Raw genomic sequence first — 23753 nt, forward strand, 5'->3', positions numbered from 1 at the left:
TGCGGGCACGTCATCGAGACAGTTCGGGGGAAGTCCCATGAGCCTGACCATGCCGACCGCCGTGATCGAGGGAACCCAGCTCACGGTCGCGCCGTTCCGTTCCGACGCCGTCGTGGGGACCATGTCCGTTCCGACGCTCGTCCAGCTCGTGCCCTCGCCCCGTGCCGAGGAGGACCCGCGCAAGCTCAAGGCGGCCTCGGGCCTGGTGCGACGTCACGCGGAGATGAGGGCCACTGTGCAGCGCACGCTGAAGTCCTCGCAGAAGGGCAAGAACGTCCGCCCCTACGCCGAGTACATCGCTGCCGGTCTCAAGGGCGAGCTCGGTGCTGCCTGGTCCACGCCGCCGGTCACCCTGTGGCACGCCGGACCGCTCGCCGCCATCAGTGACGAACTCGTCCCCGGCAGCGGCCTGCGGACCCTCACGATCGCGCCGGGAACGATGGTCATCGCCATCGACGGCGAGACCCAGACCACCGCCTGGCACGACCTCTACGACGACCCCGAGGCGTACGGTCTGACGTACCCGGAACTCAGCCAGGTGCGCATCCCTTTCGAGCTGTACATCGACCTTGCTCCGGCGGACGCGCGGCAGATCTTCTACGACCGCAACGTGCAGGGTGTGGCTGTCGCGAAGAACCTCGCGATGTCCATGGACCAGCGCGACTTCGGCACCCGGCTCGCGCATCTGGTCGCCGACTCGGTCAGGGTGGACGTGGACGGGCAGCGGGTTCCGTTCGCGCGACTCGTCAATGTCAGCAAGCGACAGGTGTCCGCGAGCGACCGTGAGGTCGTCACCCTCTCCGCGCTGCGGGCCCTCGTCGTCACTGCGCTCTACGGACGGAACGGTCTGCAGAGGTCCGCCGAGTCCGTACACGAGGACGAGCTGCCGGCCGGGTACCGGACCGAGCAGGTCGAGGCCGCGGTCGTACCGGTCCTCGGGGAGTTGATCACCCGCCACGCCCGGGACTTCATCGAGCGCACCGCCATCACCGCGCCGGCCGTCCTCGCCGGCATCGGCATCGCCGTCCACCACGCCATGCCGTGGTCCGACCCGGCGTCCGCCTTCCGTACGGACGACCTGGTCCGCCTCCTCGACGGCATCCGCTGGGAGCGGGAGGCGAAGTACTGGGACGGGGTCGCGGCCAAGACCGGCACCTCCGGCCGCCTCAACTTCAGCGGCGGGGTGAAGGACTCCGGCGGCCGGGTCGCCGACGCGATCCTCTACCCCGCCACCGAGGCGGGCCGGAGGATCCGCGGCCTCTGAGCCCCGGCACGGCCACGGCCCACCCGATCGCGGAAGGGGCCGAACCGAGGCGGCTGTCGCGCCGCGCATCCCGATCGCATCGCGCATACCCGAAGACAGGCACCTCCGGAACGGAGTACGGCCATGAGCTTCCAGCAGCCCTCCCCGCCGCCCGAGTACGGACCGCAGGGCCCCCTCGGCCTCGACGCGCCCGTAAGCCCCGCAAAGCCCGATTGGGGTCCCAGACGGTGGCTGAAGTACGGGGCGGTCGCCCTTGTTTCTCTGTTCGTCGGAGTCGGTATCGGCAGCAGCAGTGGTTCGGCGGAGACCGAGAAGAAGAGCGCCGATGGCAACGCTGGGCCTCGCCCCACTGTCACCGTCACCGAGACTGCCGAGGCCGTAGCCCCCGAACCCGCGCCCACCGTCACTGAGACGGTCATCGCCAAGCCCAAGCAGACGAAGGCCCCCGGTCCGGCGACCCGATTCTCCGGCGAGGGCGAATACTCGGTCGGGGAGGACATCAAGGCCGGCACCTACAAGACGGTGGGTCCGGAGGACGAGTGGGGCTGCTACTGGGAGCGGGCCAAGGACGCCAGTGGCGAGTTCGGGGCGATCATCGCGAACAACAACCTCCAAGGGCCGGGCCGGGTGACCCTCAACGACGGCGAGTACTTCAAGACCAACCGGTGCCAGGAGTGGCAGCGGGTCGGCTGACCCGCCCAGGGAGACGTCCAGGAAGCCGCGTATCCGGCTGAGCGCGGTATCCCCTGGCGGCGTGTGACATGCAATTACGAAGGCACCTGTTGTCTGCCTTACCATCAGGTCGATCACCGTGACCGCGTCGATCGGGGAGGGCCGGGCGGGCACGGGGGTGGGGAGGGATGAGCCGATGACCAGCGAGTCGGCTGCCTCAGCGGATCTCGAAGAGCTGAGGCGCGCGGAGTTGGCACGACGGGAACAGCGTCGACGCGCCCGCGAGAGTGGGGCCGTCGCGCCCCTGCACGCACGGCGCCGTGCGCGTGCGGAAAACCTGTCGGTCGAGCCGGTTGATGCCCCGTCTGCGGTGAATCCAGCTCCTTCGCTGGTGCGGCTGCCGACGCGCGTCACTCATGTACTGGAACGAGTACTCGAGGAACTCGGTGAGGAACCAGCGTGGCTCGAAGGCATGCGCACTCGTGCCTCTGCGTCCGGCGACCCGCTGGGGACCATGGCGCTCGAGACGGTCGAACTGCTGCGCCGTGCGGAACCGCTGACCGCTCTCGGTCATCTTCTCGATCTGGCGAGCGGCGGCCTTTGCGTCCTCAGTGAGGAGGACCGTTCACGCGCTGAGGCACTGCGCTCCGGGCGTCTGCCCGCCCCCCGGACCGAACCGACCTCCCTCGACGCCTGGCAGCTCCATCTCGAGGCCACTGAAGCACAGAGGCATGGCCTGCTTGCCGCGGTGGCGTGGCAACGACTCGCCGAGCGCCTGCCGCTACCGGTCGTCGACGACCTGGTCGACCAGGGGGCCCTCCGCCGAGAGGTGCTCGCGCAGTTGGCGCCCGGGGTGGGGGAACGGACCGGCTATCTGACGGCACGCCTGGACCCGGGACGGCTCAGTGACGCCGACGTGGAAGCGTTGGAGTGGCACGACGAAAAACGTCGCCGTGCCTTGGCGGCGGGCGGCACGGTCGATCCGGTCGATGGCCGCCACGACGAGTGGAGTCTGCGTTCCGCTCTTCTCGCCGGAGACGCCTCCGTTGTGGACGTTGCGGCCTCGCACGCCGGAGACCTTCCCGTGGACCTCGCAGATCTCTTGCTGTCCCTCCGGCGCATCCGGCAGGGTGGACCTGTGGACGGCCGTCTCGGCCGGGACCGATCGCTGTTCGGTCTCCTGGAGGACTGCGTTCCTGACGGCCGCCTGATCTCCGGCAGTACGCCCTTCCACTACTGGGCCGGCACCCGTCGTCTCTACCGATTGCTGGACGACATCCATTGGGCCATGGCATGTGAACCGGATCAAACGGAGACCGTGGTGCGGGCCGCCCTGCAACAGGCCGCTGTGCTCCGGAACCCGGAGTCCCGGGGCGCTGCCGGCAACGCGGATCGAGAAGCGCGGGCTGTGCAGGCCTACTTGATGTTCCTCTACGCACGCCCCGGTGAGCGGGACCGACTCGACCAAGGCGTCGGCCTCCTGGAAGACGTGCTGAAGCGAGGGGGCAAGCAGCGCGGAGGAGTGGACGGAAGGCAACGGCACCGGCTGCGCTCCCTCAGCGAGCTGCTGCAGTCGCTGAGGCTCAAGTCAAAGCCCAGTGAGGTCCTCAACCCCTATCTGGCCCTGTGCGTCGAGCACGGTTCCACGGAGTGGGTGCAGGGATGGCGCGATCTGCGGCGACAGGTACCAGCGGAGCGACTCGAGTACATCAACGGCGCGAAGGATCGCATTCGACGCATCGAGACGGCGCGACGGCTCGGTGAGGCCGGGGAGACTCTGTACGACATTCCGTTGAACGAGCGGTTCCTCTGGGTGCCCGACGACCGCAGTCCCCTGTTGCAGCCGGACCCGCAGCCGATGGCACGCCGTACGAAGCCCAGTACCGAGCAGGAAAAGTCATGGACCGCCGCCGAGGCGGCCAAGGAGATCATCGGCCGCTGTGCCGGAAGACTGAGGAACGAGCACTGATGCCTTCGAACCAGAACCCCCGCAAAAAACCGGCGTCCGAGCCTCGTCGGATCCCGGAATTCGAAGGAGTGCGTGGCAAGCCTGGCAACAAGAGCAAGAGGCGTTCCCGGTCCCGGACGGACAGCAGTGCGACGACCCAGCGACGGCAACGCAACAACCCTGATGCATCACGGCTGGAACGGCCGAGTGACCAGCGAGTCGACGAGGCCGTGGCGGACTCGTCCGACCCGGCAGCCGAGGCGGGCCCGCTGGTCGATCCGCGCTCGGACCCCGAGGTGATGTTCCGCATCCTCAGCGACAAGATCGCGGCGAAGGTGGACCGCGCGGCGATGAAGGCCGGGGCCAGCGCGGCTCAAGAAGTCGGTCGACGGCTCACCGCTGAACTGGACGCAGCCATCGCGGGCGCGCAGTCGACCGCGGGAAAGATGGGCACGCTGGTGCAGCAGGCCGTCCAGGCAGCGGTGGACGAGGCACTGCGCACGGCGGTGCTCAACGCGACGAGGGTTCACGAGGAGCACCTGGCACAGTTGGCCCTGATCGACCGCACGGCGCAGACGGCAGGAGACATCTCCTCGGTTCGGCTGCGGGTGGAACAAGAGATGCGTCGCTCCGGACTGACGCGTGTCACTGCCCCCGACCCAGGTGCCTTCAACCTCATCAACCCGGCTGAGCATGTGGGCAGCACCGCCTTCGAAGTGCTCGCCCCGGCCTATGTCGACAGCCGGACCGGCCGGGTCATCCAGCGTGGGGAGATGAGACGGCTACCGTCCGAACTTGCTTTGTCCGACCCGGAAGGGGGTGCCGACCGATGACGTACGGCATCGACTTCGGTACGAGCAACTCCGTCGTCGCCCGGTGGACGGGCAGCGCCACCGAGGTAGTCCGGGTGGACAGCGCCGCCCTGCCCGCCGAGTGGAACAGGCCCGGCTTCGACGAACTCTTCCCGTCCGTCGTTTCACTGCGGGACATCCAGCGAACGCTGGTCTTCGGCTGGTCGGCCAAGTGTGAGACGGCAGAGCCGCAGGACGCGGTCAAGCGCATGCTGGCCTCCCGGCCGCGCGCCATGGAGGAGGGCGGCCTCACCCCGGCGGGCACGGTGCCGGAGGAACACGAGGTCTGGCTCGGCGATGAGCCGTTCCGCAGCACCGCGGTGGCCGCCGCGCTCTTCGACCGGATGCGGGCCGGCGTGCGCCGGAACCTGCGGGACATGGAAGAGGCGGTCGTCACGGTGCCGGCGAACGCCACCGGAGCCGCGCGCTACCGTACCCGGGCCGCGGCACGGCTCGCCGGAATCAAGGTGAAGGCACTGATCAACGAGCCGACGGCAGCGGCGATCAGTTATGCCCACGACTTTCCCGGGGAGGGCCGGTTCCTCGTTTTCGACTGGGGCGGCGGCACAATTGACGTCACCGTCCTCGAGCACTACGACGGCATCTTCGACGAGATGGCCTCGCGCGGGATCACCGCCCTCGGCGGGCTCGAGTTCGACGAGGAACTGGTGAAGTTGGTGCTCACCAAACTCGGCACCCACCCCGAGCGCCTGACGCGGCAGGAGGCTCGCCGCTGGCGGCGTCATGTCGAGCTGACCAAGATCGCATTGTCGCAGCCGGACACGGATCAGGTGCTCTTCGAGCCGCTCGGGGGCCATGCTCCTGTGGTCATCCACCGCGAGGAGTTCGAGGAGGCGGTGCAGCCGCTGGTGCGCCGCGCGCTCATCCCTTTGGAGGAGTGTCTGCAGGACGTGGGGCTCACCGCCGACGACCTCGACGCCGTCTTGATGATCGGTGGCACCTCGCAGATTCCGTTGGTACGCAGGGAGGTAGAGCGGGCGCTGGGGCGTGAGGTGGTGGACGCCCGCCTGTGCAAGCCGATGACCGCTGTCGCTCGTGGAGCGGCCATCACGGCCGCCGAGATCGACGGCCTGGTTCCGGACACCACCATTTCGGTTGCCACCAGCCATGACCTCGGTCTGTCCTTCGAGGCGGGCGGTCAGCGCGGGTTCGCCACGTTGATTCCGCGCTACTCGACGCTGCCGGCGCGCGGCACTCGCAGTGCCATGCCCGCGGTGCGCGGGGCTTCCAAGGTGGTCCTGGAGATCGTCGAGGGCGACGGGAAACGAGCCGCGGACGACGAGCGGACGTTTCCGCTCGCCCGGTTGGAACTTCCGGTGCCCCAGCCGAACGCTGACCCGTCGAGCAACGTGTTCGACGTCGACTACCACTACGACCGCAGCGGCATCCTCAAGGTCCATGCCAAGGCCAGGCACAGCGGCACCGTCATCCTCGACGAGGAACTCGACTGCTTCGGTCCCGACGGTACGCCGATCGCCCACGGACTCGACAGGGAGCTGGAACGGCTGCTCCGGCGCATCGACGAACCAGCCGTTCCCGTCGCTGTCCCCCAGCCGTCTTACGAGGAGGTGGTGTCATTCGAGACACAGGCCGCGGAGGAACCGGCGGGCGCCGACTCTCCCGCCTTGGTCGTCGACGGTCGCGGCATCATGACGGCAGGGCGCACCGCTGCCTCGCCGCGCGCCCCCAGCATGCGACTGCTGGGTTCGGCCCTGACTGCGATCCGACGTCGTTTCCCGGACCACCGTGTCGTCACCGTGATCGGTACCGACCTGGCTGACGCCGTCGAATACGACGAGCGGCACCTGGTGGACCGGGCGATCGACGAGGGACTTATCGTGACCGTTCCCTCCGCCTCGCCCCAGGCTGTCCTGAACGTGGCGCAGCAGCTCGACGCTGTGGTCGTGTCCATGGACAACATGACGCGGTTCCGTACGCCACATCCCTGGGTCGGGGAGAAAGGGCGGTTCGTGAAGCTGGCCCGAGTGGAGCGTGATTGGGTCTTCGTCTAAGCGACGGTGCGGGGTCGGCGTACCCGGGCCGCCCCGCATCGATCAGCACCTTTGTTGCATATGATGCGCAAGTGCAACCCCGCGACTACACCATCAGGCCGGCAACCCCAGCAGACCTGGACGCCGCCCGGGCGGTGATGCTCGACACCGTGTACCGCGACTTCGGCACGGGGTACGTGCCCCGCTGGCACGGCGACATCATCGATCCGGCCGCCGCCTACCTGGCCCCTGAGCGCCACACCCTGCTGGTGGCGGTCGAAGAGGACAGCGGGGACGTCGTCGCCACCGCCGCGCTCGACGCCCGCGGCCCCGCGCATCCGCCGAACCCGAGGCAGGTCGCCGAGTGGTTCCCGTCGGGGACGACCGCGCAGGTGCGGCGGGTGTACGTCCGGCCGGAGCACCGCAGGCGCGGGCTCGCGCGGCGACTGGTCGCGGAGTTGGTGGCGTTCGCGGAGGCGGACGGCGGGTATCGGGCCGTCTATTTGCACACGGATCCGTCGGTGCCGGGTGCGGAGGGCTTCTGGCGGTCGCTCGCCAAGGTCGTGTGGGACGAGCGCGAGGACGCCGGGGGCGGGCAGGGGATCGTCCACTTCGAGATACCGATGGGGCGGTAAGGCGCTGCGTTCCCAGGGCTTGGGCAGCTGTCCGTGGGGCCCAGACGGCTTCCTCGGCCTCCGGCCCGATCATGCCGGCGGCAGCCCGGCCACCAGCACCCTGCTGGACGCGGGGTGACCCGCGGCCGTGCCGTGGCTGGTGCCGGCGGCCGTACCGGCGGGGGCGGTGGCGCTGCTGCCGCGCCGGGCCGCGTAGCATCCGCCGGGTGAAGCGCAGCCTGCCCGACGGCCTGACCCGGCGAGCCCGGTCCTTCCTCGGCGCGCACGCGGTCCACGTGGACGCCGGGTCGAGCCGGGAGAAGCGGCAGCGGTACCTCGACCGGGGCGTCCCGGCGGCCGTGGTCGACCGGATGACGGCCTTCCACGAGCGCTGGGGCGGCCTGGTGCTGCCGCCCGCGCCCCTGTACGACGGCGGCCCCCTGCCCCTGAGCGCCCACTCGCCCGAGGAACGGGCGCCCGGCGACTGGTGGTTCGAGGCCGGGTCACCGCGGACGGCGCTGCCGTACTCCTTCATGGTCGGCCCCGGCGGGGAGTTCGGCATCGACGGGGAGCGATGGACGCCGCTGCACGCCGGCGTGGAGGGCTGGGTGGAGTCGGTCGCCCTGCACCACCACGCGTCCCGGGAAGCCCGGCGTATCACCCGGGTCGTCGGCGAGGACGTGGAACGCGTCGACCTCGACGGGTACGAGCCCGTGCGCGAGGTCCGCGGGCTGGCCGACACCTGGTGGCGCGGCACGGACACCCTGGTGGCCGTCCACCGGGGAGAGGCCGACTGCCTCGGCTTCCCCCGCGGCCGCACCGCCTGGATCTACGCCGGCCTGGACTGGTGGGGGCTACGGGGCGGATTGGACGACGACGAGGTGGTCTGAGACCGCTACCGCCGCCCTCGCCGCCGCGACCGGTTCCCTCGGCTCCACCGGCGCGACCCGCGCCGTCGCAGCCGCAGCCGCAGCCGCAGCCGCCGCCGCAGGCGCCGTCGGCCGGGCCGGGCGGGCCGGGCGGGCCGGGCGGGCCGGCAGGGCCGGCCGCACCCGCGCCGAAGCCGACACCCCCGTCACTCCCTTCACGCCCGTCACCGTCACCGCGGTCGCTCCCGTCGGCCGCGTCGCCCGCGACCTCCGCCACAGCCACCGCACATCGCGCCCGAACGACCACACCAGCAGCGCCAGCGCCACCGCCACGACCCCCGCGGCGGCCGCGCCGGGCAGCAGCCCCGAGGCGGCGAGCAGCAGGAGCACGCCCTGTGCCGCGGCGACCGCCTTGCGGGCCGTGCTCGGCGGCAGGGAAGCGTTCAGCCACGGGCAGAAACGGGCCGCGGCGACGAACGCGTAGCGCATGCCGCCGATCAGCAGCACCCACACCCCCAGCTCCAGGGACACGTACACGCTCAGCACGAGGATGAGGAACGCGTCGACCTCCATGTCGAAGCGCGCCCCGAGCGCCGACGACGTCCCGGTCCGCCGCGCCACCTTGCCGTCCACACCGTCCAGGACGAGGGCCACGGCCGTCAGACCGACGAGCAGTGCGACGGGCGGCGCGCCGCGGAACGCGTCGGCGACCAGGGCCGTGACCGCGCCGACCAGGACGGCACGGCCGAGGGTGACGCGGTTCGCGGGGCCGAAGGAGGCGAGTGCGGAGCGGTGCACGGCGCGGGCGAGGACCGCCCAGCCGGCGACGGCGAAGACCAGTCCGGTCAGCCAGCCCGCCGGGCCCAGCCCGGTCGCCGCGCCGAGCAGGGCCAGCAGCAGGATCTGTATCCCCGCGCCCACCGCGGCCTCCTGCTGGACCGGCCTCGCACCGTATGTGTTGTTCAGGGCCACCGCACATCCTCCGGCCGTGTGACAGAGTCGATCAACGCCGCGTACCGTGCGCGGCCTGTGCCATCTCGGTACGTGCACCACTGGCCGACCGTTCAGGAGGACCGCCGATGACGCGCACCGCACGTGCGTTCTGGCTCACCGCTCCGGGCCACGGAGAGATACGCGACGCCCCGCTCGCGGACCCGGCCGAGGGGGAGGTGGTGGTGCGCGCGCTGTGGTCGGGAGTGAGCCGGGGCACGGAGACGCTGGTCTTCCGCGGCGGTGTGCCGCGCAGCCAGTACGCGGCGATGCGGGCGCCGTTCCAGGAAGGCGACTTCCCGGGGCCGGTGAAGTACGGCTACCTCTCCGTCGGCGTCGTCGAGGAAGGGCCGGCCGAACTGACCGGCCGTACCGTCTTCTGCCTGCACCCGCACCAGACCCGCTACGTCGTCCCCGCCTCCGCCGTCACCCCCGTCCCCGACCACGTGCCCGCCGAACGGGCCGTGCTCGCGGGCACCGTGGAGACCGCGGTCAACGCGCTGTGGGACGCCGCACCCCTGGTCGGCGACCGGATCGCGGTGGTCGGCGGCGGCATGGTCGGCTGCTCGGTGGCCGCGCTGCTGGCCCGCTTCCCTGGGGTCCGCGTCCAGCTGGTCGACACCGACCCGGCCCGCGAACAGACCGCCGAGGCCCTCGGCGTCGGCTTCGCCGCCCCCGCCGACGCGCTCGGCGACTGCGACCTCGTCGTCCACGCCAGCGCCACCGACCAGGGCCTCGCCCGCTGCCTCGAACTCGTCGCCACCGAGGGCACGGTCCTCGAACTCAGCTGGTACGGCGACCGGCGGGTGAGCGTGCCGCTCGGCGAGGACTTCCACGCCCGCCGGATCACCCTGCGCAGCAGCCAGGTCGGCACCGTCTCCCCGGCCCGCCGCGCCCGCCGCTCGTACGGCGACCGGCTCGCCCTCGCCCTCGACCTGCTCGCCGACCCGGCGCTCGACGCGCTCGTCACCGGTGAGTGCGCCTTCGAGGAGCTGCCGGACGTGCTGCCGCGGCTGGCGGACGGCCGGATCCCCGCGCTGTGCCACCGGGTGCGCTACCCGGCCTGACCTCCGCTGAACACGGGAAGGTCATCAGCCGTACTAGTCGGCATCGATGCACCGCACCCGAAGGGGCGTTCCCTTGTTCAGTGTCACCGTCCGCGATCACATCATGATCGCCCACAGCTTCCGCGGCGAGGTCTTCGGCCCCGCGCAGCGCCTGCACGGAGCGACGTTCCTGGTGGACGCCACCTTCCGGCGGCCCGAGCTGGACGACGACAACATCGTCGTCGACATCGGCCTGGCCACTCGGGAACTCGGCGCGGTGGTCGCCGAGTTGAACTACCGCAACCTCGACAACGAGCCCGACTTCGCCGGGGTGAACACCTCCACGGAGTTCCTGGCGAAGGTCATCGCCGACCGGCTCGCCGAGCGGGTGCACAAGGGCGCGCTCGGCGAGGGCGCCCGGGGCATCGCGGGCATCACGGTCACCCTGCACGAGTCGCATGTCGCCTGGGCGAGTTACGAGCGTGCCCTGTGACGGACGCCGTGACCGAACAGCCCACGCTCGGCTACGTCCCCGTCCAGGCCCCCGCCCTGTCGGGCGCGGAGATCGTCCGGATGTCCCTGCGCACCGTGCACTTCGTCCTGCCGGGCGGCGTCGACGACCCCTCCGCGCCCAGCGGCGGCAACGCCTACGACCGGCGGATCTGCCTGGACCTGCCCGGCTTCGGCTGGCAGGTGCAGCGCCATCCGGTGGCCGGCGCGTGGCCCCGCCCGGAGGCCGCCGCGCGCGCCGAACTCGCCTCCGTACTCGCGCAGATGCCGGACGGCGCGGTCGTCCTGCTCGACGGGCTCGTCGCCTGCGGTGTCCCCGAGGTGATCGTCCCGGAGGCGGAGCGGCTGCGGCTCGCCGTCCTCGTCCACCTCCCGCTCGGCGACGAGACGGGCCTCGCGCCCGAGACGGCCGCGGACCTCGACGCCCGCGAGCGAGCGGTCCTGCGCGCGGTCCCCGCGGTGATCGCCACCAGTGACTGGGCGGTCCGCCGGCTCGTCGCCCACCACGGGCTGGCCCCCGACCGCGTGCACGCCGCCGCCCCCGGCGCCGACATCGCGCCCCTCGCGCCCGGCACCGACGGCGTGTCCCGGCTGCTGTGCGTCGCCGCGGTCACCCCGCGCAAGGGCCAGCACCGGCTGGTGGAGGCCCTGGCCACCGTGCCCGACCTGCCGTGGAGTTGTGTGTGCGTGGGCGGGCTGACCCAGGACCCGGAGTACGTCGCCCGGCTCCGGGCCCTCATCGACAGCCACGGCCTCACCCACCGCATCCACCTCGCGGGACCGCAGTCCGGCGCCGTCCTCGACGCCAGCTACGCCGCGGCCGACCTGATGGTCCTCACGTCGTACGCCGAGACGTACGGCATGGCGGTCACGGAGGCCCTGGCGCGCGGCATCCCGGTGCTCGCCACGGACGTGGGCGGCCTCCCGGAGGCGGTCGGCCGCGCCCCGGACGGCGGGGTGCCCGGCATCCTCGTCCCGCCGGAGGACCCGGCCGCGCTCGCCGCGGAGCTGCGCGGCTGGTTCGGCGAGCCGGACGTGCGCCGCCGCCTCAAGGCCGCCGCACGCGGCCGCCGCGCCGCCCTCGACGGCTGGGCCACCACCGCCCGCTCCCTCGCCGGCATCCTCGGCCGGCTCCCCAGCGCACCCCGGAGGGCGGCATGACCGACACCACCACCACGACGGCACACGAACCCCGGTCCCGGCTCGCACCGGCCGAGGCGACGGCGCCCCTGCCGCCGCCGGACGGCCGAGCCGGGGACGACCCGGACCCGGCCGCGCCGCCGGCCGCCGGACCGGACGGCGCCGGGGCGGCGCACATGCCACCTGGCGCGACGCGGGAGCCGGCGGTCCCCGCGGCGATCGCCAGTGCGGGTCCGGCCGAGCCGGGGGCGTCCGCGGTGATCCCCGGTGCGGGACCGGCCGAGCCGGCGGCAGGGCGGCCCGGGGAGCGGCCCACCGTGCGGCTGCGCGAGGACAGCGGCTCCAAAGAGGCGCCGCGGTACGCGCCCGAGTGGCTGCGGCTGCGGGAGGGCGCCGACGCGGCGGCGCGGTCGGGTGAGCTGCTGGACCCGCTGCGGATCCGGCTGGCCAACCTGCCGGGGCGCTCCCGCGGGCTCGTCGTGCACGACCTCGGCTGCGGCACCGGCTCGATGGGCCGGTGGCTGGCGCCCCGGCTCGACGGCGCGCAGCACTGGGTGCTGCACGACCGCGACCCCTACCTGCTGCACTTCGCGGCCGTGGCCGCCCCGCGCTCCGCCGCCGACGGCAGCCGCGTCACGGTGGAGACCCGGCGCGGCGACCTCGCCATCCTCACCCCCGACGCCCTCGCGGGCGCCTCCCTGGTCACGGCGTCCGCGCTGCTCGACGTCCTCACCCGCGACGAGGTCGACACCCTCGCCGCCGCCTGCGCGGGCGCCGGCTGCCCGGCGCTGCTGACGCTGTCGGTGGCCGGCCGGGTCGAACTGACCCCGCGCGACCCGCTGGACGGGGAGATCACCGAGGCGTTCAACACGCACCAGCGGCGCTCCGGACTGCTCGGCCCGGACGCGGTCGACGCGGCCTGCGAGGCCTTCACCGACCTCGGCGCGACCCTGCGGGTGCGGCCGAGCCTCTGGCGGCTCGGCCCCGGCGACGCCGCGCTGATCGTGCCGTGGCTGCGCGGCTGGGTGGGCGCCGCCGTCGAGCAGCGCCCCGAACTCGCCGCGCCCGCCCAGAAGTACCTGGCGGCCCGCCTCGCGGCCTGCGCGGCGGGCGAGTTGCGGGTCACGGTCCACCACAGCGACCTGCTGGCGCTGCCCCGCCCGGCGAACGGGGCGTCGTGACACCGTCCCGCGCGCTGCGCGCCCACCTCGGCACCGCCGCCGGCGCCGTCCTCCTCGCCGTACTCCTCTGGCGGCTGGGCACCGGCCCGTTCCTGGACGGTCTGCGGCGGATCGACGGCACCGCCCTGCCGGTGGCGGCCGGCATCGGCGTGGTCACCACCGCGTGCAGCGCGTGGCGCTGGCAGCTGGTGGCCCGCGGGCTCGGCATCGCGCTGCCGTACGGGCCGGCGGTGGCGGACTACTACCGGGCGCTGTTCCTGAACGCCGCCCTGCCCGGCGGCGTCCTCGGCGATGTGCACCGGGCGGTACGGCACGGGCGCGACGCGGGCGACCTCGGCCGGGGCGTGCGGGCGGTGGTGCTCGAACGGGCCGCCGGGCAGGCGGTGCTGGCGGTGGCCGGCGCGGGCATCCTGCTGGCCCTGCCGTCCCCGGTGTGCGCGGAGGCCCGGCAGCTCGCCCTGCCGGTGGCCGTCGCCGCGCTGGGCGCGGTCGCGGTCGGGGTGGCCGTACGGCTGAACCGGGGGCCCAGGGGGCGTACACGTGGACGGCTCGGGGCGGAGGTCCGGGCGGCGCTGTGCTCGCGGCGCGACGGGCCGAAGGTCGCCGTCGCGTCCGTGGTCGTCCTGGCCGGGCACCTCGCGATGTTCCTGGTGGCCGCCCGGATCGCCGGCAGCGACGCCCCCGCCCTGGTGCTGCTGCCGCTAGGGGTGCTCGCGCTGCTCGCCATGAGCGTGCCGCTGAACGTGGCCGGCTGGGGGCCCCGCGAGGGCGTCACCGCCTGGTCGTTCGGCGCCGCCGGGCTGGGCGCGGGCGAGGGCCTCGCGGTCGCCGTGGTCTACGGCGTGCTGAGCCTCGCCGCGAGCCTGCCCGGCGCCCTGGTCCTCGTCGCCGCTCGCCGCCCCGCGGGCCGCTACACCCGGTCCGCAACCCCGGCGGCGGCCGTCCTGGCGGCAGCGTCCTCACCGGAAGCGGCTGGCCCGGAAGCGGCTGGCCCGGAAGCGGCCGGCCCGGTGGTGGTGAGCAGCTCGAAATAGGGGGCGAAGGAATCCACCAGGCTCGCCAGCAGTTCCTTCCCCTTTTCCGCGGTGCCCAGGGAAGGCCGCCCGATGACCCCGGAATCGGTATAGGCGGACATACCGGTGGTGAGCAGATGACGCCGGTCGTCGGCGACGAAATCGGCCGACTCATATCCGGGGCGGACGGATTCCGGATGCGCGTGCAACAGGATGGAGGTCTCTATTTCGCCCGCGTGCATGTCGGTGAGCAGCGAGGTCACCACCTTCGCCCGCTCCCGCGCCGTCTCCCAGTCCTCCGGGGCCGGGAAGAGGGCCATGCGCTCGCCGCGCGCGGTGGACTCCTGGACCACGTTGCCCAGGACGTAGTTCCCGCCGTGCCCGTTGACCAGCACCAGCGCCTCGACGCCGGACCGGCGCAGCGAGGCCGCCATGTCCCGTATCACCGCGTGAAGGGTCACCGAGGAGATGCTGACGGTTCCCGGCCAGGCCGCGTGCTCGTGCGAGCAGGAGACGGTCACCGGAGGAAGGAGGTGCACCGGGTACGCGGCGGCGATGTCCCGGGCTATCGCGCAGGCGACGAGCGTGTCGGTGGCCAGCGGAAGGTACGGGCCGTGCTGCTCGAAACTCCCCACCGGAAGAACGGCGACCTGCCGTGGCACACCGGCCCCCCGGGCGCGTACGTCCTCCGTGGTGTCCGCCGGCAACAGACCCGAATCATTCATTTCTTCACGGCCTTTCGTCTCTGTTTGAGGAACTCAGATCATGACAGAAAACATCGGCGTCATCGGCGGAAAGCCGGCGCACCGCACCGGCGTGGAACGCGTGGTGAATGCCCCGCTGCCGACCGTGTACGGACGATTCCAGGCGATCGGATATCTCGACCACGACCGCGGTGAGGAGCAAGTGGCGCTCGTCCACGGCGAACTCGGCGCCGAGGGTGTCCTGACCCGGCTGCACTCGGAGTGCCTGACCGGCGACGCGTTCGGCTCACGGCACTGCGAGTGCGGCGACCAGCTGGCGTCGGCGCTGCGCGCGGTGGTGGCCGAAGGGGCCGGTGTCGTCGTCTACTTGAGGGGGCACGAGGGCCGCGGCATCGGGCTGCTCGGCAAGTTGCGGGCGATGGCGCTGCAGGCGGAGGGCCTGGACACGGTCGAGGCGAACCTGGCGCTGGGCCTGCCGGTGGACGCCCGCGACTACGGGTCCGCCGCCAGGATCCTGGAGGACCTGGGCGTACGGTCGGTGCGGCTGATGTCCAACAACCCCGGCAAGCGGGAGGCGTTGCTGCGGCACGGCATACAGGTCGCCGAGCAGGTCCCGCTGCTCATCCCGCCGTGCGAGAACAACATCACCTACCTGCGCACCAAGCGGGAGCGGATGGACCACCATCTGCCCCATCTGGACGCGGTGGCCCACTGGTCCTGAACGGGCCCGGGGACGGGTCACGGCAAGGGCGGCCCCGGCGCGAGGCGGGGCCGCCCCCGCGCCCGCGACGGCGGAGGCACCGGCTCAGCGGGCCGACGACGGGGACGACAGCGGTGCGACCACCTCGTGGACCAGCCGCTTCAGATCCGGGTACACGGTGTGCGAGCCCCGCGGCCGCAGCTGGGTGAGGAACTGCACGGTCAGGTCGCGGCTCGGGTCGACCCAGAACGTCGTCGTCGCCACCCCGCTCCAGCCGAAGGTGCCGAGACCGGAGGGCGCCTGGGTGCGGGACGGGTCGATCACCACGGACACGCCGAGCCCGAAGCCGACGCCCGCGTTGCCGGGGGCGTCGTGCGCCGGGTGGCTGCCGAAGGAGCGCAGGTCGGCGCCGCCGGGCAGCTGGTTCGCGGTCATCAGGTCGACGGTTTGCGGGGCGAGCAGGCGCACGCCGTCCAGTTCGCCGCGGCGGCGCAGGAACTCCATGAACCGGTGGATGTCGTACGCGCTCGCCACCATGCCGCCGCTGCCCGACAGGAACCGCGGCCGGCCGTGCAGCGGCAGCCCCCGGATCGGCTCGATCCCGCTGCCGTCCTCCTTCTCGCCGTACAACTCGGCGAGCCGGCCCGCCTGTTCCCCGTCGACCTCGAACCCGGCGTCCGGCATGGCCAGCGGGCGGAAGATCCGCTCGGCGAAGAACACGTCCAGCGGCTGCCCGGACACCACCTCGATGATCCGGCCGAGGACGTTGCTGGCCACCGAGTAGTTCCACTGCGTCCCCGGCTCGAACTGCAGCGGCATCCGCGCGTACACCTCGACCGTGCCCGCCAGGTCGGTGCCCGGCGCCACCGACGAGTCCAGACCGGCCTCGCGGTAGAGCGCGTCGACCGGGTGGGTGTGGTAGAAGGCGAAGGTCAGGCCCGCGGTGTGCGTCATCAGGTGCCGGACGCGTATGGGCCCGGCCGCGGGCCGCGTACGCATATCGGCGCCGGAGCCCTCCACGTACACACGGGCGTCGGCGAACTCCGGCAGGTACCGGTCCACCGGATCGTCCAGCGCGAGCCGCCCCTCCTCCACCAGCAGCAGCGCGGCCACCGCGGTGAACGGCTTCGTCATGGAGTAGATCCGCCACAGCGTGTCCGGCCGCACCGGCGCCCCGGCGGCGATGTCCCGGTGGCCGTACGTGGTGAGGTGGGCGACCCGGCCGCCGCGCGCGACGGCCACCAGGAAGCCGGGCAGCCGCCCGTCGTCCACCTGCCGGGCGAAGTGCCGGTCCAGCCGCCCCAGCGCCCGCGCGTCCAGTCCCACGGCCTCCGGTTCGACCTCTGTGCGCAGCTGTGCCATCGCTCTCCTCCGATCGCGTCGTTCGAGGTGCGATCGGGCATACCCCGTGCGGACGCCCTCAGACCTCATCGTCCCTCTCACCCGCGGCACGCCGCGCCCTGGGCCTGCGACCAGGAGGGCGTCCGCCCGCCCCCGTCGCGCCCAGGTGCGTGACCACCCGCCCACCGGGCATCGCCGCCGGCCTCACCCGCTCTCGCGTCCGGCCACCGCCGCCGCGCCGTCCCGCCCGTCCCGCCCGGCCGGCTCGGCGTCCTCCCGCGCCGCCCGCCCCGGCAGTGCGCACGCGAGCACCGCGCCCGCCCCGCACAGCGCGGCGAAGGCGAGCAGCGGGGTGCGCAGGGAGCCGAGATGGGTCAGCAGGGTCGCCGCGGCCACGCCCAGGGCCGGCCCGATGTTCAGCGCGGTCTGCTGGAGGCCGCCGGTCACCCCGGAGGACTCGGCGGGGGCGTGCCGCAGGGCGACGTGGGTGGCCGCGACCATCACCGTGCCGAAGCCGGCGCCGGCCAGCGCGAAGCCGGCGGAGAGGGGGAGGAGGGCGGACGCGGCGGAGAGGGCCGCGACACCCGCGGCGAGGACGAGCAGGGCCGTGACGATCGTCCGCCGCGCGCCCGCCCGGCGCAGCAGGACCGCGCTCAGCGGAGCGGCGGCGATCATGCACAGGGCCAGGGGGAGGCTGCGCAGGGTGGTGTCGAACGCGGTGAGCCCGAGGGTGTCCTGGAGGAGGTAGACGCACACGAACAGCGCCCCGTGCAGCGCGGCGGACGCGATGACCAGCACGCCGAGCGCGGACCGGACGGCCGGGGAGCGCACCACGCCCGCGGGCAGCAGGGGGTCCGCGGTCCGCCGCTCGTGCCGGACGAGGACCAGGGCGGCGACGGCGGCGACCTCCAGCGCCGGTGCCGCCGAGGCGAGCCCGCCGGAGTCCGCGACGCCGGCCAGGCCGTGCACCAGGGCGGCCAGGGTCAGGGCGAGCAGCAGCGCGCCGGGAAGGTCCAGCCGTACGGCGGGGCGCGGCGGCTGCGGGGTGCGGGCGGTCAGGGCCAGCAGCCCGAAGAGCGCGGCCGGTGCGACGTGCGCGAAGAACACCGCCCGCCAGCCCAGCTCCGTCACCAGCGCCCCGCCGAGCAGCGGACCCGCGGCGGCCGCCACCCCGATCGCGGCGGTGCGCGCGGCGAGGGGGCCGCGCAGCCGGTCCGGCGGGCAGGCGGCACGCAGCATGCCGAGCGTGGCGGGCTGGAGCAGCGCCCCGCACACGCCCTGGGCCACCCGCAGCGCGATCACCCAGCCGATGTGGGGTGCCAGCCCTATCCCGGCCGACGCGGCGGCGAAGCCGAGCATGCCGAGGCCGAACAGCCGCCGGTGCCCGTACCGGTCGCCGAGCCGCCCGGCGAACACCAGCAGCGCGGCCACCGCCACGAGATACCCGGTCGTGGTCCACTGCGCCTGCGCGAAGGAGGCGCCGAGGTCCCGTTGCAGGGTGGGCTGGGCGATCGTCAGGAGGGTGCCGTCCAGGGCGACCACCACGGCCCCCGCGACGCTGCTCGCCAGCGCCAGACGGCGGTTCACCGGCCCGGCCCGGGGCCGAGATGGGCGTCGACGGCCATGTGCAGCAGCGGTCCGAAGTCCTCGCTGCCGGTGGCGAGTTGCAGACTTCCCCAGCTCCACAGCTGGGCCATGCCGTGCAGGTTCGCCCACAGCGCGCCCGCCACCGCCCGGGCGTCGGCGTCGGGACGGGCCCGGCCGGCCAGCTGCACCAGGACGCCGAACAGCGGCAGACTGGTGTCCCGCAGCCGCAAGTGCCCGCTCGCGAGCAGGTCGTGACGAAACATCAGCTCGAACATGCCGGGGTGGTCCAGCGCGAACCGCAGGTAGGCCCGGCCGAGCGCGGTGATCTGCTCGCGCGGGCTCGCCGTACCGTCCCCGACCGCCTCGCTCACCCGCTCGCCCAGCGTCTCGAAGCCCCGCCGGGCGATCGCCGACAGCAGGTCCCGATGGGTGGGGAAGTGGCGGCGCGGCGCCCCGTGGGAGACCCCGGCCCTGCGGGCGATCTCCCGCAGGGTCAGCGCCCCGGCGCCCTCCCGGTTCACCAGGTCGACGCCGACCTCCACCAGCCGGGCGCGCAGGCCCCCGGGTTCCCGATCTTCCGCCACCGTCATGGACGGTGTCTACCAGGTCGCCGTAGACACTGTCTACTCGTACTGCCGCGGGAATGCGGACCGCCGCGGACGGGTTGACCGACGCATGACCCAGGACGACGCCCTGCTGCACCTGCTCTCCGCGAGCCACGACGGAGTGCTCGTCACCCTCAAACGCGACGGCCGCCCCCAGCTGTCCAACGTCAGCCACGCCTACGACCCGGACGAGCGGATCTTGCGCGTCTCCGTCACCGACGACCGCGCCAAGACCCGCAACCTGCGCCGCGATCCCCGCGCCTCGTACCACGTCACCACCGCCGACCGCTGGGCCTACGCGGTAGCCGAGGGCACCGCCGACCTCTCGCCCGTCGCCCGCGACCCGCACGACGAGACGGTCGAGGAACTGATCCGCCTCTACCGCGCCGTCCGCGGCGAGCACCCCGACTGGGACGACTACCGGGCAGCCATGGTCCGCGACCGGCGCCTGGTGCTGCGCCTGCGCGTCGAGCGGGTGTACGGCGTCCCGCCGCGCTAGGGGGTGTTGTCTCGTCGATCAGGCCGGATCAGCGAGCGGTGCCAGGCGCCGGGAGCCCAGGCATGATCGGCGAGCCCCCAGGGGCGGTCAGAGCCGGTTGAAGGTCCGCGACACACCGGCGACCACGGCCGTCGCCAGGATCCAGCCGGTGAGGACCAGGACGTACGACAGCGCCTGGTGCCGACCCTCGGGCGCGAACGCGGCCTCCTGCCCGAAGGAGATCACCGGCAGCAGCAGGTCGAGGGTGTAGAACACCGGGTTGAAGTCCGGCGCCTCGCCCGGCTTCAGCGGCGGCGGAGGCTCCAGCGCGTAGGCGACCGAGCCGACGGCGAGCAGGGACAGCAGCCAGCCGAAGGCCCGCATCGGCCGGAAGCCGTAGCCGACGGCGGCGTCCTGGACATGGCCCCACAGCCGGCCGTACCAGGGGAGGGTGGAGCGGTGCCGGCGCTGTTTGGCGAGCTGGACCAGCCGGGCCGCGTGATCGTCGCCGATCCGCCGGTAGGCGGCGGTCAACTGCTCGTAGGCGTGCGGGACATAGCCGTCGCCGTCCCGCTCCAGCATCGGCAGCCGCCGCTCGGCGGGCTCGTGCGGGGTGAGGGAGGTGTAGCCGAGGCCGCTGATCAGCACCCGCCGCGGCAGCATCTCCGGCTCCACGAACAGCACCTCGACCTGGGCGCGGCGCAGGTTCAGCGTGCCCTCCATCGCCGGTCCCCGGCGCAGCCACAGCTCCCCGATGGTGGCGCTGGTCGCCCGCAGCGCCGCGTCGGCGGGGTTGGACAGCCGGGCGTACGACAGGTCCAGGCGGCCCGCGATCCGCGCGCCGCGCAGTCCGACCCAGCCGCGCACCTGGGCCTCCCGCAGCAGGAAGTCCCCCTCCACGGTGAGGGTCTGGGCGTCGATGACGATGTCCCGGTCCGGGTCCCGGTCGAGCCGGGCCTCCCTGAAGTCGACCGAGCCGGTGACCGAGGCGCCGTTCAGCCGTATCTCGCCGCGGGCGCGCAGCCGGGGCGCCCACAGATCGTCACTGATCACCGCCTGGTTGAGCTTGAGCGCCGGCCCCGCCCCGTCCGGCGCGCTCAGCTCGGCGTCCTCCAGGAAGAGCGCGCCGGATATCTGGGTGCCCGCGAGCTGCACCGGCCCGAAGATCCGGCAGCCGCTCAGCCGCAGGGTGCCGTCGACGCGGGCGCTGCCGAGGCCGAGGCCGGGGAGGACGGAGCCGTGCAGGCTGAGCCGGCGCAGCTGGATGCCGTACAGCTCGGGCCGGTCGGTGAAGTGGCAGTGGCTGAGGCGGACCGGGTGGGAGTCGAGGAGGGCGTGGGTGAGGTCGAGCGGGCCGGTGATCCGGGCGCCGCTGACCTTCATGGCCGCGATCTCGCCGTCCTCCTGCGGCGCGCGCAGCAGCAGGGCCTTCAGCACCGAGGCGCGCAGGGTGCGTTCGGGACCCCAGGAGGCGCCGTCCGCGGCGTCCTCGCCGTCGCGGGTGCGGAAGTCGACCCGCTCACCGCGGGCGAAGGCCCGCCAGACGCGCAGTTCGGCCGGTGTCAGATCGTCGATCTCCATCAGCCGCGACTCTGGCGGGCCCGTTGGGCAGTGTCAACTCACCCCGAGGGGGGAGGCGTTCCGCTCGGCGACGAGGCGAGCGGAACGGCGGATCCCCTCAGGGCGTCTACTTCTTCGCCGACTCGACGGCGTGCCCGCCGAACTGGTTGCGCAGCGCGGCGATCATCTTCATCTGCGGCGAGTCGTCCTGACGCGAGGCGAACCGCGCGAACAGCGAGGCGGTGATCGCGGGCAGCGGCACCGCGTTGTCGATGGCGGCCTCCACCGTCCAGCGGCCCTCGCCGGAGTCCTCCGCGTAGCCGCGCAGCTTCTCCAGGTGCTCGTCCTCGTCGAGGGCGTTGACCGCGAGGTCCAGCAGCCAGGACCGGATCACCGTGCCCTCCTGCCAGGAGCGGAACACCTCGCGGACGTCGGTCACCGAGTCGACCTTCTCCAGCAGCTCCCAGCCCTCGGCGTAGGCCTGCATCATGGCGTACTCGATGCCGTTGTGGACCATCTTCGCGAAGTGGCCCGCGCCGACCTTGCCCGCGTGGACATAGCCGTACGGCCCCTCCGGCTTCAGCGCGTCGAAGATCGGCTGGATCCGGTCCACGTGCTCCTTGTCGCCGCCGACCATCAGCGCGTAGCCGTTCTCCAGGCCCCACACGCCGCCGGAGACACCGGCGTCGACGAAGCCGATGCCCTTCGCGCCCAGCTCGGCGGCGTGCTTCTCGTCGTCGCTCCAGCGGGAGTTGCCGCCGTCGACGACCGTGTCGCCGGGCTCCAGCAGGTCCGCCAGCTCGTCGATGACGGACTGGGTGGGCGCGCCGGCCGGGACCATCACCCACACCGTGCGGGGCGCGTCCAGGCGCTCGACGAGTTCGGCGAGGCCGTTCACGTCGGACAGCTCGGGGTTGCGGTCGTAGCCGATGACGGTGTGGCCGGCGCGGCGGATCCGCTCGCGCATGTTGCCGCCCATCTTGCCCAGGCCGATGAGTCCGAGTTGCATGATGATTACTTCTCTTCCTTGAGGTCGCGGTACGCCGCAACGAGGGCGGCGGTGGACGGGTCGAGGCCGGGGACGTCGGCGCCCTCGGTGAGCGCCGGTTCGACGCGCTTGGCGAGGACCTTGCCCAGCTCGACGCCCCACTGGTCGAAGGAGTCGATGTTCCACACGGCGCCCTGCACGAACACCTTGTGCTCGTACAGCGCGATCAGCTGGCCCAGCACCGACGGGGTCAGCGCGGGCGCGAGGATCGTGGTCGTCGGGTGGTTGCCGTGGAAGGTGCGGTGCGCGACCTGCTCTTCGGTGACGCCCTCCGCGCGGACCTCGTCCGCGGTCTTGCCGAACGCCAGCGCCTGCCCCTGCGCGAACAGGTTGGCCATCAGCAGGTCGTGCTGCGCCTTGAGGTCGTCGCTCAGTTCGGCGGCGGGCCGGGCGAAGCCGATCAGGTCGGCCGGGATGAGCTTGGTGCCCTGGTGGATGAGCTGGTAGTAGGCGTGCTGGCCGTTGGTGCCGGGCGTGCCCCAGACCACCGGGCCGGTCTGCCAGTCGACCTCCCGCCCGTCGCGGTCGACGTACTTGCCGTTGGACTCCATGTCCAGCTGCTGGAGATAGGCCGTGAACTTCGACAGGTAGTGGCTGTACGGCAGGACGGCGTGCGACTGGGCGTCGTGGAAGTTGTTGTACCAGATGCCCAGCAGGCCCAGGATCAGCGGGGCGTTGGCCTCCGGGGGCGCGGTGCGGAAGTGCTCGTCGACCGTGCGGAAGCCGTCCAGCATCTCCCGGAACCGGTCCGGGCCGATGGCGATCATCAGCGACAGGCCGATCGCCGAGTCGAAGGAGTAGCGGCCCCCGACCCAGTCCCAGAACTCGAACATGTTGTCCGGGTCGATGCCGAACCCGGTGACCTTGTCCGCGTTCGTCGACAGGGCGACGAAGTGCCGGGCCACCGCCTTCTCGTCGCCGAGCCCGGCCGGTCCGTTCAGCAGCCAGTCGCGGGCCGAGGTGGCGTTGGTGATCGTCTCGATCGTGGTGAAGGTCTTCGAGGCGACGATGAAGAGCGTCTCGGCCGGGTCCAGGTCGCGGGTGGCCTCGTGCAGGTCGGCGCCGTCCACGTTGGAGACGAAACGGACCGTCAGGTCACGGGCGGTGTACGGCCGCAGCGCGTCGTAGGCCATCGCGGGCCCGAGGTCGGAGCCGCCGATGCCGATGTTGACGACGTTGCGGATCCGCTTGCCCGTGTGACCCGTCCACTCGCCCGAGCGGACCCGCTCGGCGAACGCGGCCATCCTGTCGAGCACGGCGTGCACACCGGGCACGACGTTCTCGCCGTCGACCTCGACCACCGCGTCGGCCGGGGCGCGCAGCGCGGTGTGCAGCACCGCCCGCCGCTCCGTCGTGTTGATCTTCTCGCCGCGGAACATCGCGTCCCGCAGCCCGAACACATCGGTGGCGGCGGCCAGTTCGCGCAGCAGCGCCAGCGTCTCGTCGGTGATCAGGTGCTTGGAGTAGTCGATGCGCAGGTCACCGACGCGCACCACGTACCGCTCGGCGCGGTCCGGGTCGTCGGCGAACAGCTCGCGCAGATGCGCCTGCCAGGCGGCGCGGTGGTCCTCCAGGGCCGTCCACTCGGGACGCCGGGTGAGCCGGGTGGATTCGGACATC

General features: G+C 72.8%; 21 protein-coding genes and 1 pseudogene. 14 read left to right on the top strand and 8 right to left on the bottom strand.

Features of this window, described 5'->3' with window-relative positions; all coding sequences use genetic code 11:
* Nucleotides 1–37: 37 nt before the first annotated feature.
* From G7Z13_RS29570 to G7Z13_RS29600, 7 genes are all read left to right on the top strand, one after another.
* A complete protein-coding gene (locus G7Z13_RS29570) occupies nt 38–1264 on the top strand; it encodes a DNA sulfur modification protein DndB (protein WP_166003322.1) in 1227 nt (408 codons plus the stop codon).
* A 123-nt stretch (nt 1265–1387) separates the two neighbouring features.
* Nucleotides 1388–1957 (top strand): hypothetical protein, encoded by a 570-nt coding sequence (locus G7Z13_RS29575; RefSeq protein WP_240926383.1) that lies wholly within the window; start codon nt 1388–1390, stop codon nt 1955–1957.
* Between the two features lie 175 nt (nt 1958–2132).
* Entirely contained in the window at nt 2133–3905 is a 1773-nt protein-coding gene (locus G7Z13_RS29580; RefSeq protein ID WP_166003324.1) for a hypothetical protein, read from the top strand.
* A complete protein-coding gene (locus G7Z13_RS29585; RefSeq protein ID WP_166003326.1) occupies nt 3905–4717 on the top strand; it encodes a hypothetical protein in 813 nt (270 codons plus the stop codon). Before G7Z13_RS29580 ends, G7Z13_RS29585 begins: the two co-directional genes overlap by 1 nt.
* Nucleotides 4714–6768 carry an Hsp70 family protein gene (locus G7Z13_RS29590; RefSeq protein ID WP_166003328.1) on the top strand — a complete coding sequence of 685 codons (2055 nt, stop codon included), beginning with the start codon at nt 4714–4716 and terminating at the stop codon, nt 6766–6768. Before G7Z13_RS29585 ends, G7Z13_RS29590 begins: the two co-directional genes overlap by 4 nt.
* A 71-nt stretch (nt 6769–6839) precedes the next feature.
* Nucleotides 6840–7382, top strand: coding sequence for a GNAT family N-acetyltransferase (locus tag G7Z13_RS29595; RefSeq protein ID WP_166003330.1), 543 nt, complete (start codon nt 6840–6842; stop codon nt 7380–7382).
* Between the two features lie 206 nt (nt 7383–7588).
* Complete coding sequence (locus G7Z13_RS29600) at nt 7589–8251, top strand: hypothetical protein (protein WP_240926384.1); 663 nt, start codon at nt 7589–7591, stop codon at nt 8249–8251.
* Here the strand turns inward: G7Z13_RS29600 and G7Z13_RS29605 are convergent.
* Complete coding sequence (locus G7Z13_RS29605) at nt 8216–9202, bottom strand: CDP-alcohol phosphatidyltransferase family protein (RefSeq protein ID WP_240926385.1); 987 nt, start codon at nt 9200–9202, stop codon at nt 8216–8218. The two genes, G7Z13_RS29600 and G7Z13_RS29605, sit on opposite strands and share 36 nt — an antisense overlap.
* Nucleotides 9203–9309: 107 nt before the next feature.
* Here G7Z13_RS29605 and G7Z13_RS29610 point away from each other — a divergent pair, with 107 nt between their 5' ends.
* The 5 genes and pseudogenes from G7Z13_RS29610 to G7Z13_RS33895 all read left to right on the top strand — a co-directional run.
* Entirely contained in the window at nt 9310–10287 is a 978-nt protein-coding gene (locus G7Z13_RS29610) for a zinc-binding alcohol dehydrogenase (RefSeq protein ID WP_166003332.1), read from the top strand.
* Between the two features lie 73 nt (nt 10288–10360).
* Nucleotides 10361–10759, top strand: coding sequence for a 6-carboxytetrahydropterin synthase (locus G7Z13_RS29615; protein WP_166003334.1), 399 nt, complete (start codon nt 10361–10363; stop codon nt 10757–10759).
* On the top strand, nt 10756–11937 hold the full coding sequence (locus G7Z13_RS29620; RefSeq protein ID WP_166003336.1) for a glycosyltransferase family 4 protein: 1182 nt from the start codon (nt 10756–10758) through the stop codon (nt 11935–11937). Before G7Z13_RS29615 ends, G7Z13_RS29620 begins: the two co-directional genes overlap by 4 nt.
* Nucleotides 11934–13097: a trans-aconitate methyltransferase gene (locus tag G7Z13_RS29625; protein WP_166003338.1), complete on the top strand. Its 1164-nt coding sequence runs from the start codon at nt 11934–11936 to the stop codon at nt 13095–13097. Before G7Z13_RS29620 ends, G7Z13_RS29625 begins: the two co-directional genes overlap by 4 nt.
* A pseudogene (locus tag G7Z13_RS33895) lies at nt 13094–13900 on the top strand (lysylphosphatidylglycerol synthase transmembrane domain-containing protein); the annotation flags it as partial. The gene G7Z13_RS29625 and the pseudogene G7Z13_RS33895, both read left to right, overlap by 4 nt.
* A gap of 107 nt (nt 13901–14007) precedes the next feature.
* On the opposite strand, the gene G7Z13_RS29630 reads toward G7Z13_RS33895, so the two are convergent.
* A complete protein-coding gene (locus G7Z13_RS29630; protein WP_166003340.1) occupies nt 14008–14835 on the bottom strand; it encodes a creatininase family protein in 828 nt (275 codons plus the stop codon).
* Between the two features lie 40 nt (nt 14836–14875).
* Between G7Z13_RS29630 and ribA the strand changes: the two genes are divergently transcribed.
* Entirely contained in the window at nt 14876–15535 is a 660-nt protein-coding gene (gene ribA / locus G7Z13_RS29635) for a GTP cyclohydrolase II (RefSeq protein ID WP_166003342.1), read from the top strand.
* An 84-nt stretch (nt 15536–15619) separates the two neighbouring features.
* Here the strand turns inward: ribA and G7Z13_RS29640 are convergent, their stop codons facing one another.
* From G7Z13_RS29640 to G7Z13_RS29650, 3 genes are all read right to left on the bottom strand, one after another.
* Nucleotides 15620–16876, bottom strand: coding sequence for a serine hydrolase domain-containing protein (locus G7Z13_RS29640; RefSeq protein WP_166003344.1), 1257 nt, complete (start codon nt 16874–16876; stop codon nt 15620–15622).
* Between the two features lie 183 nt (nt 16877–17059).
* Nucleotides 17060–18442 (bottom strand): MFS transporter, encoded by a 1383-nt coding sequence (locus G7Z13_RS29645; protein ID WP_166003346.1) that lies wholly within the window; start codon nt 18440–18442, stop codon nt 17060–17062.
* On the bottom strand, nt 18439–19032 hold the full coding sequence (locus G7Z13_RS29650) for a TetR/AcrR family transcriptional regulator (RefSeq protein ID WP_166003348.1): 594 nt from the start codon (nt 19030–19032) through the stop codon (nt 18439–18441). The genes G7Z13_RS29645 and G7Z13_RS29650 overlap by 4 nt, the downstream gene beginning before the upstream one ends.
* 85 nt (nt 19033–19117) lie before the next feature.
* On the opposite strand from G7Z13_RS29650, the gene G7Z13_RS29655 reads away from it, so the two are divergent.
* Nucleotides 19118–19546, top strand: a complete 429-nt coding sequence (locus tag G7Z13_RS29655) for a PPOX class F420-dependent oxidoreductase (protein ID WP_166003350.1) — start codon at nt 19118–19120, stop codon at nt 19544–19546.
* Between the two features lie 87 nt (nt 19547–19633).
* Here G7Z13_RS29655 and G7Z13_RS29660 read toward each other — a convergent pair whose 3' ends face one another.
* The 3 genes from G7Z13_RS29660 to pgi form a co-directional block, all read right to left on the bottom strand.
* Entirely contained in the window at nt 19634–21106 is a 1473-nt protein-coding gene (locus tag G7Z13_RS29660) for a membrane-associated oxidoreductase (protein ID WP_166003352.1), read from the bottom strand.
* Nucleotides 21107–21212: 106 nt separating this feature from the next.
* The gene (gene gnd / locus G7Z13_RS29665) at nt 21213–22094 is read right to left on the bottom strand and encodes a phosphogluconate dehydrogenase (NAD(+)-dependent, decarboxylating) (protein WP_166003354.1); all 882 of its coding nucleotides are present in this window, start codon (nt 22092–22094) and stop codon (nt 21213–21215) included.
* A gap of 5 nt (nt 22095–22099) precedes the next feature.
* The gene (pgi, locus tag G7Z13_RS29670; RefSeq protein ID WP_166003356.1) at nt 22100–23752 is read right to left on the bottom strand and encodes a glucose-6-phosphate isomerase; all 1653 of its coding nucleotides are present in this window, start codon (nt 23750–23752) and stop codon (nt 22100–22102) included.
* Nucleotide 23753: the final 1 nt, after the last annotated feature.

It is taken from the genome of Streptomyces sp. JB150 (assembly GCF_011193355.1).
Classification (GTDB): Bacteria; Actinomycetota; Actinomycetes; order Streptomycetales; family Streptomycetaceae; genus Streptomyces.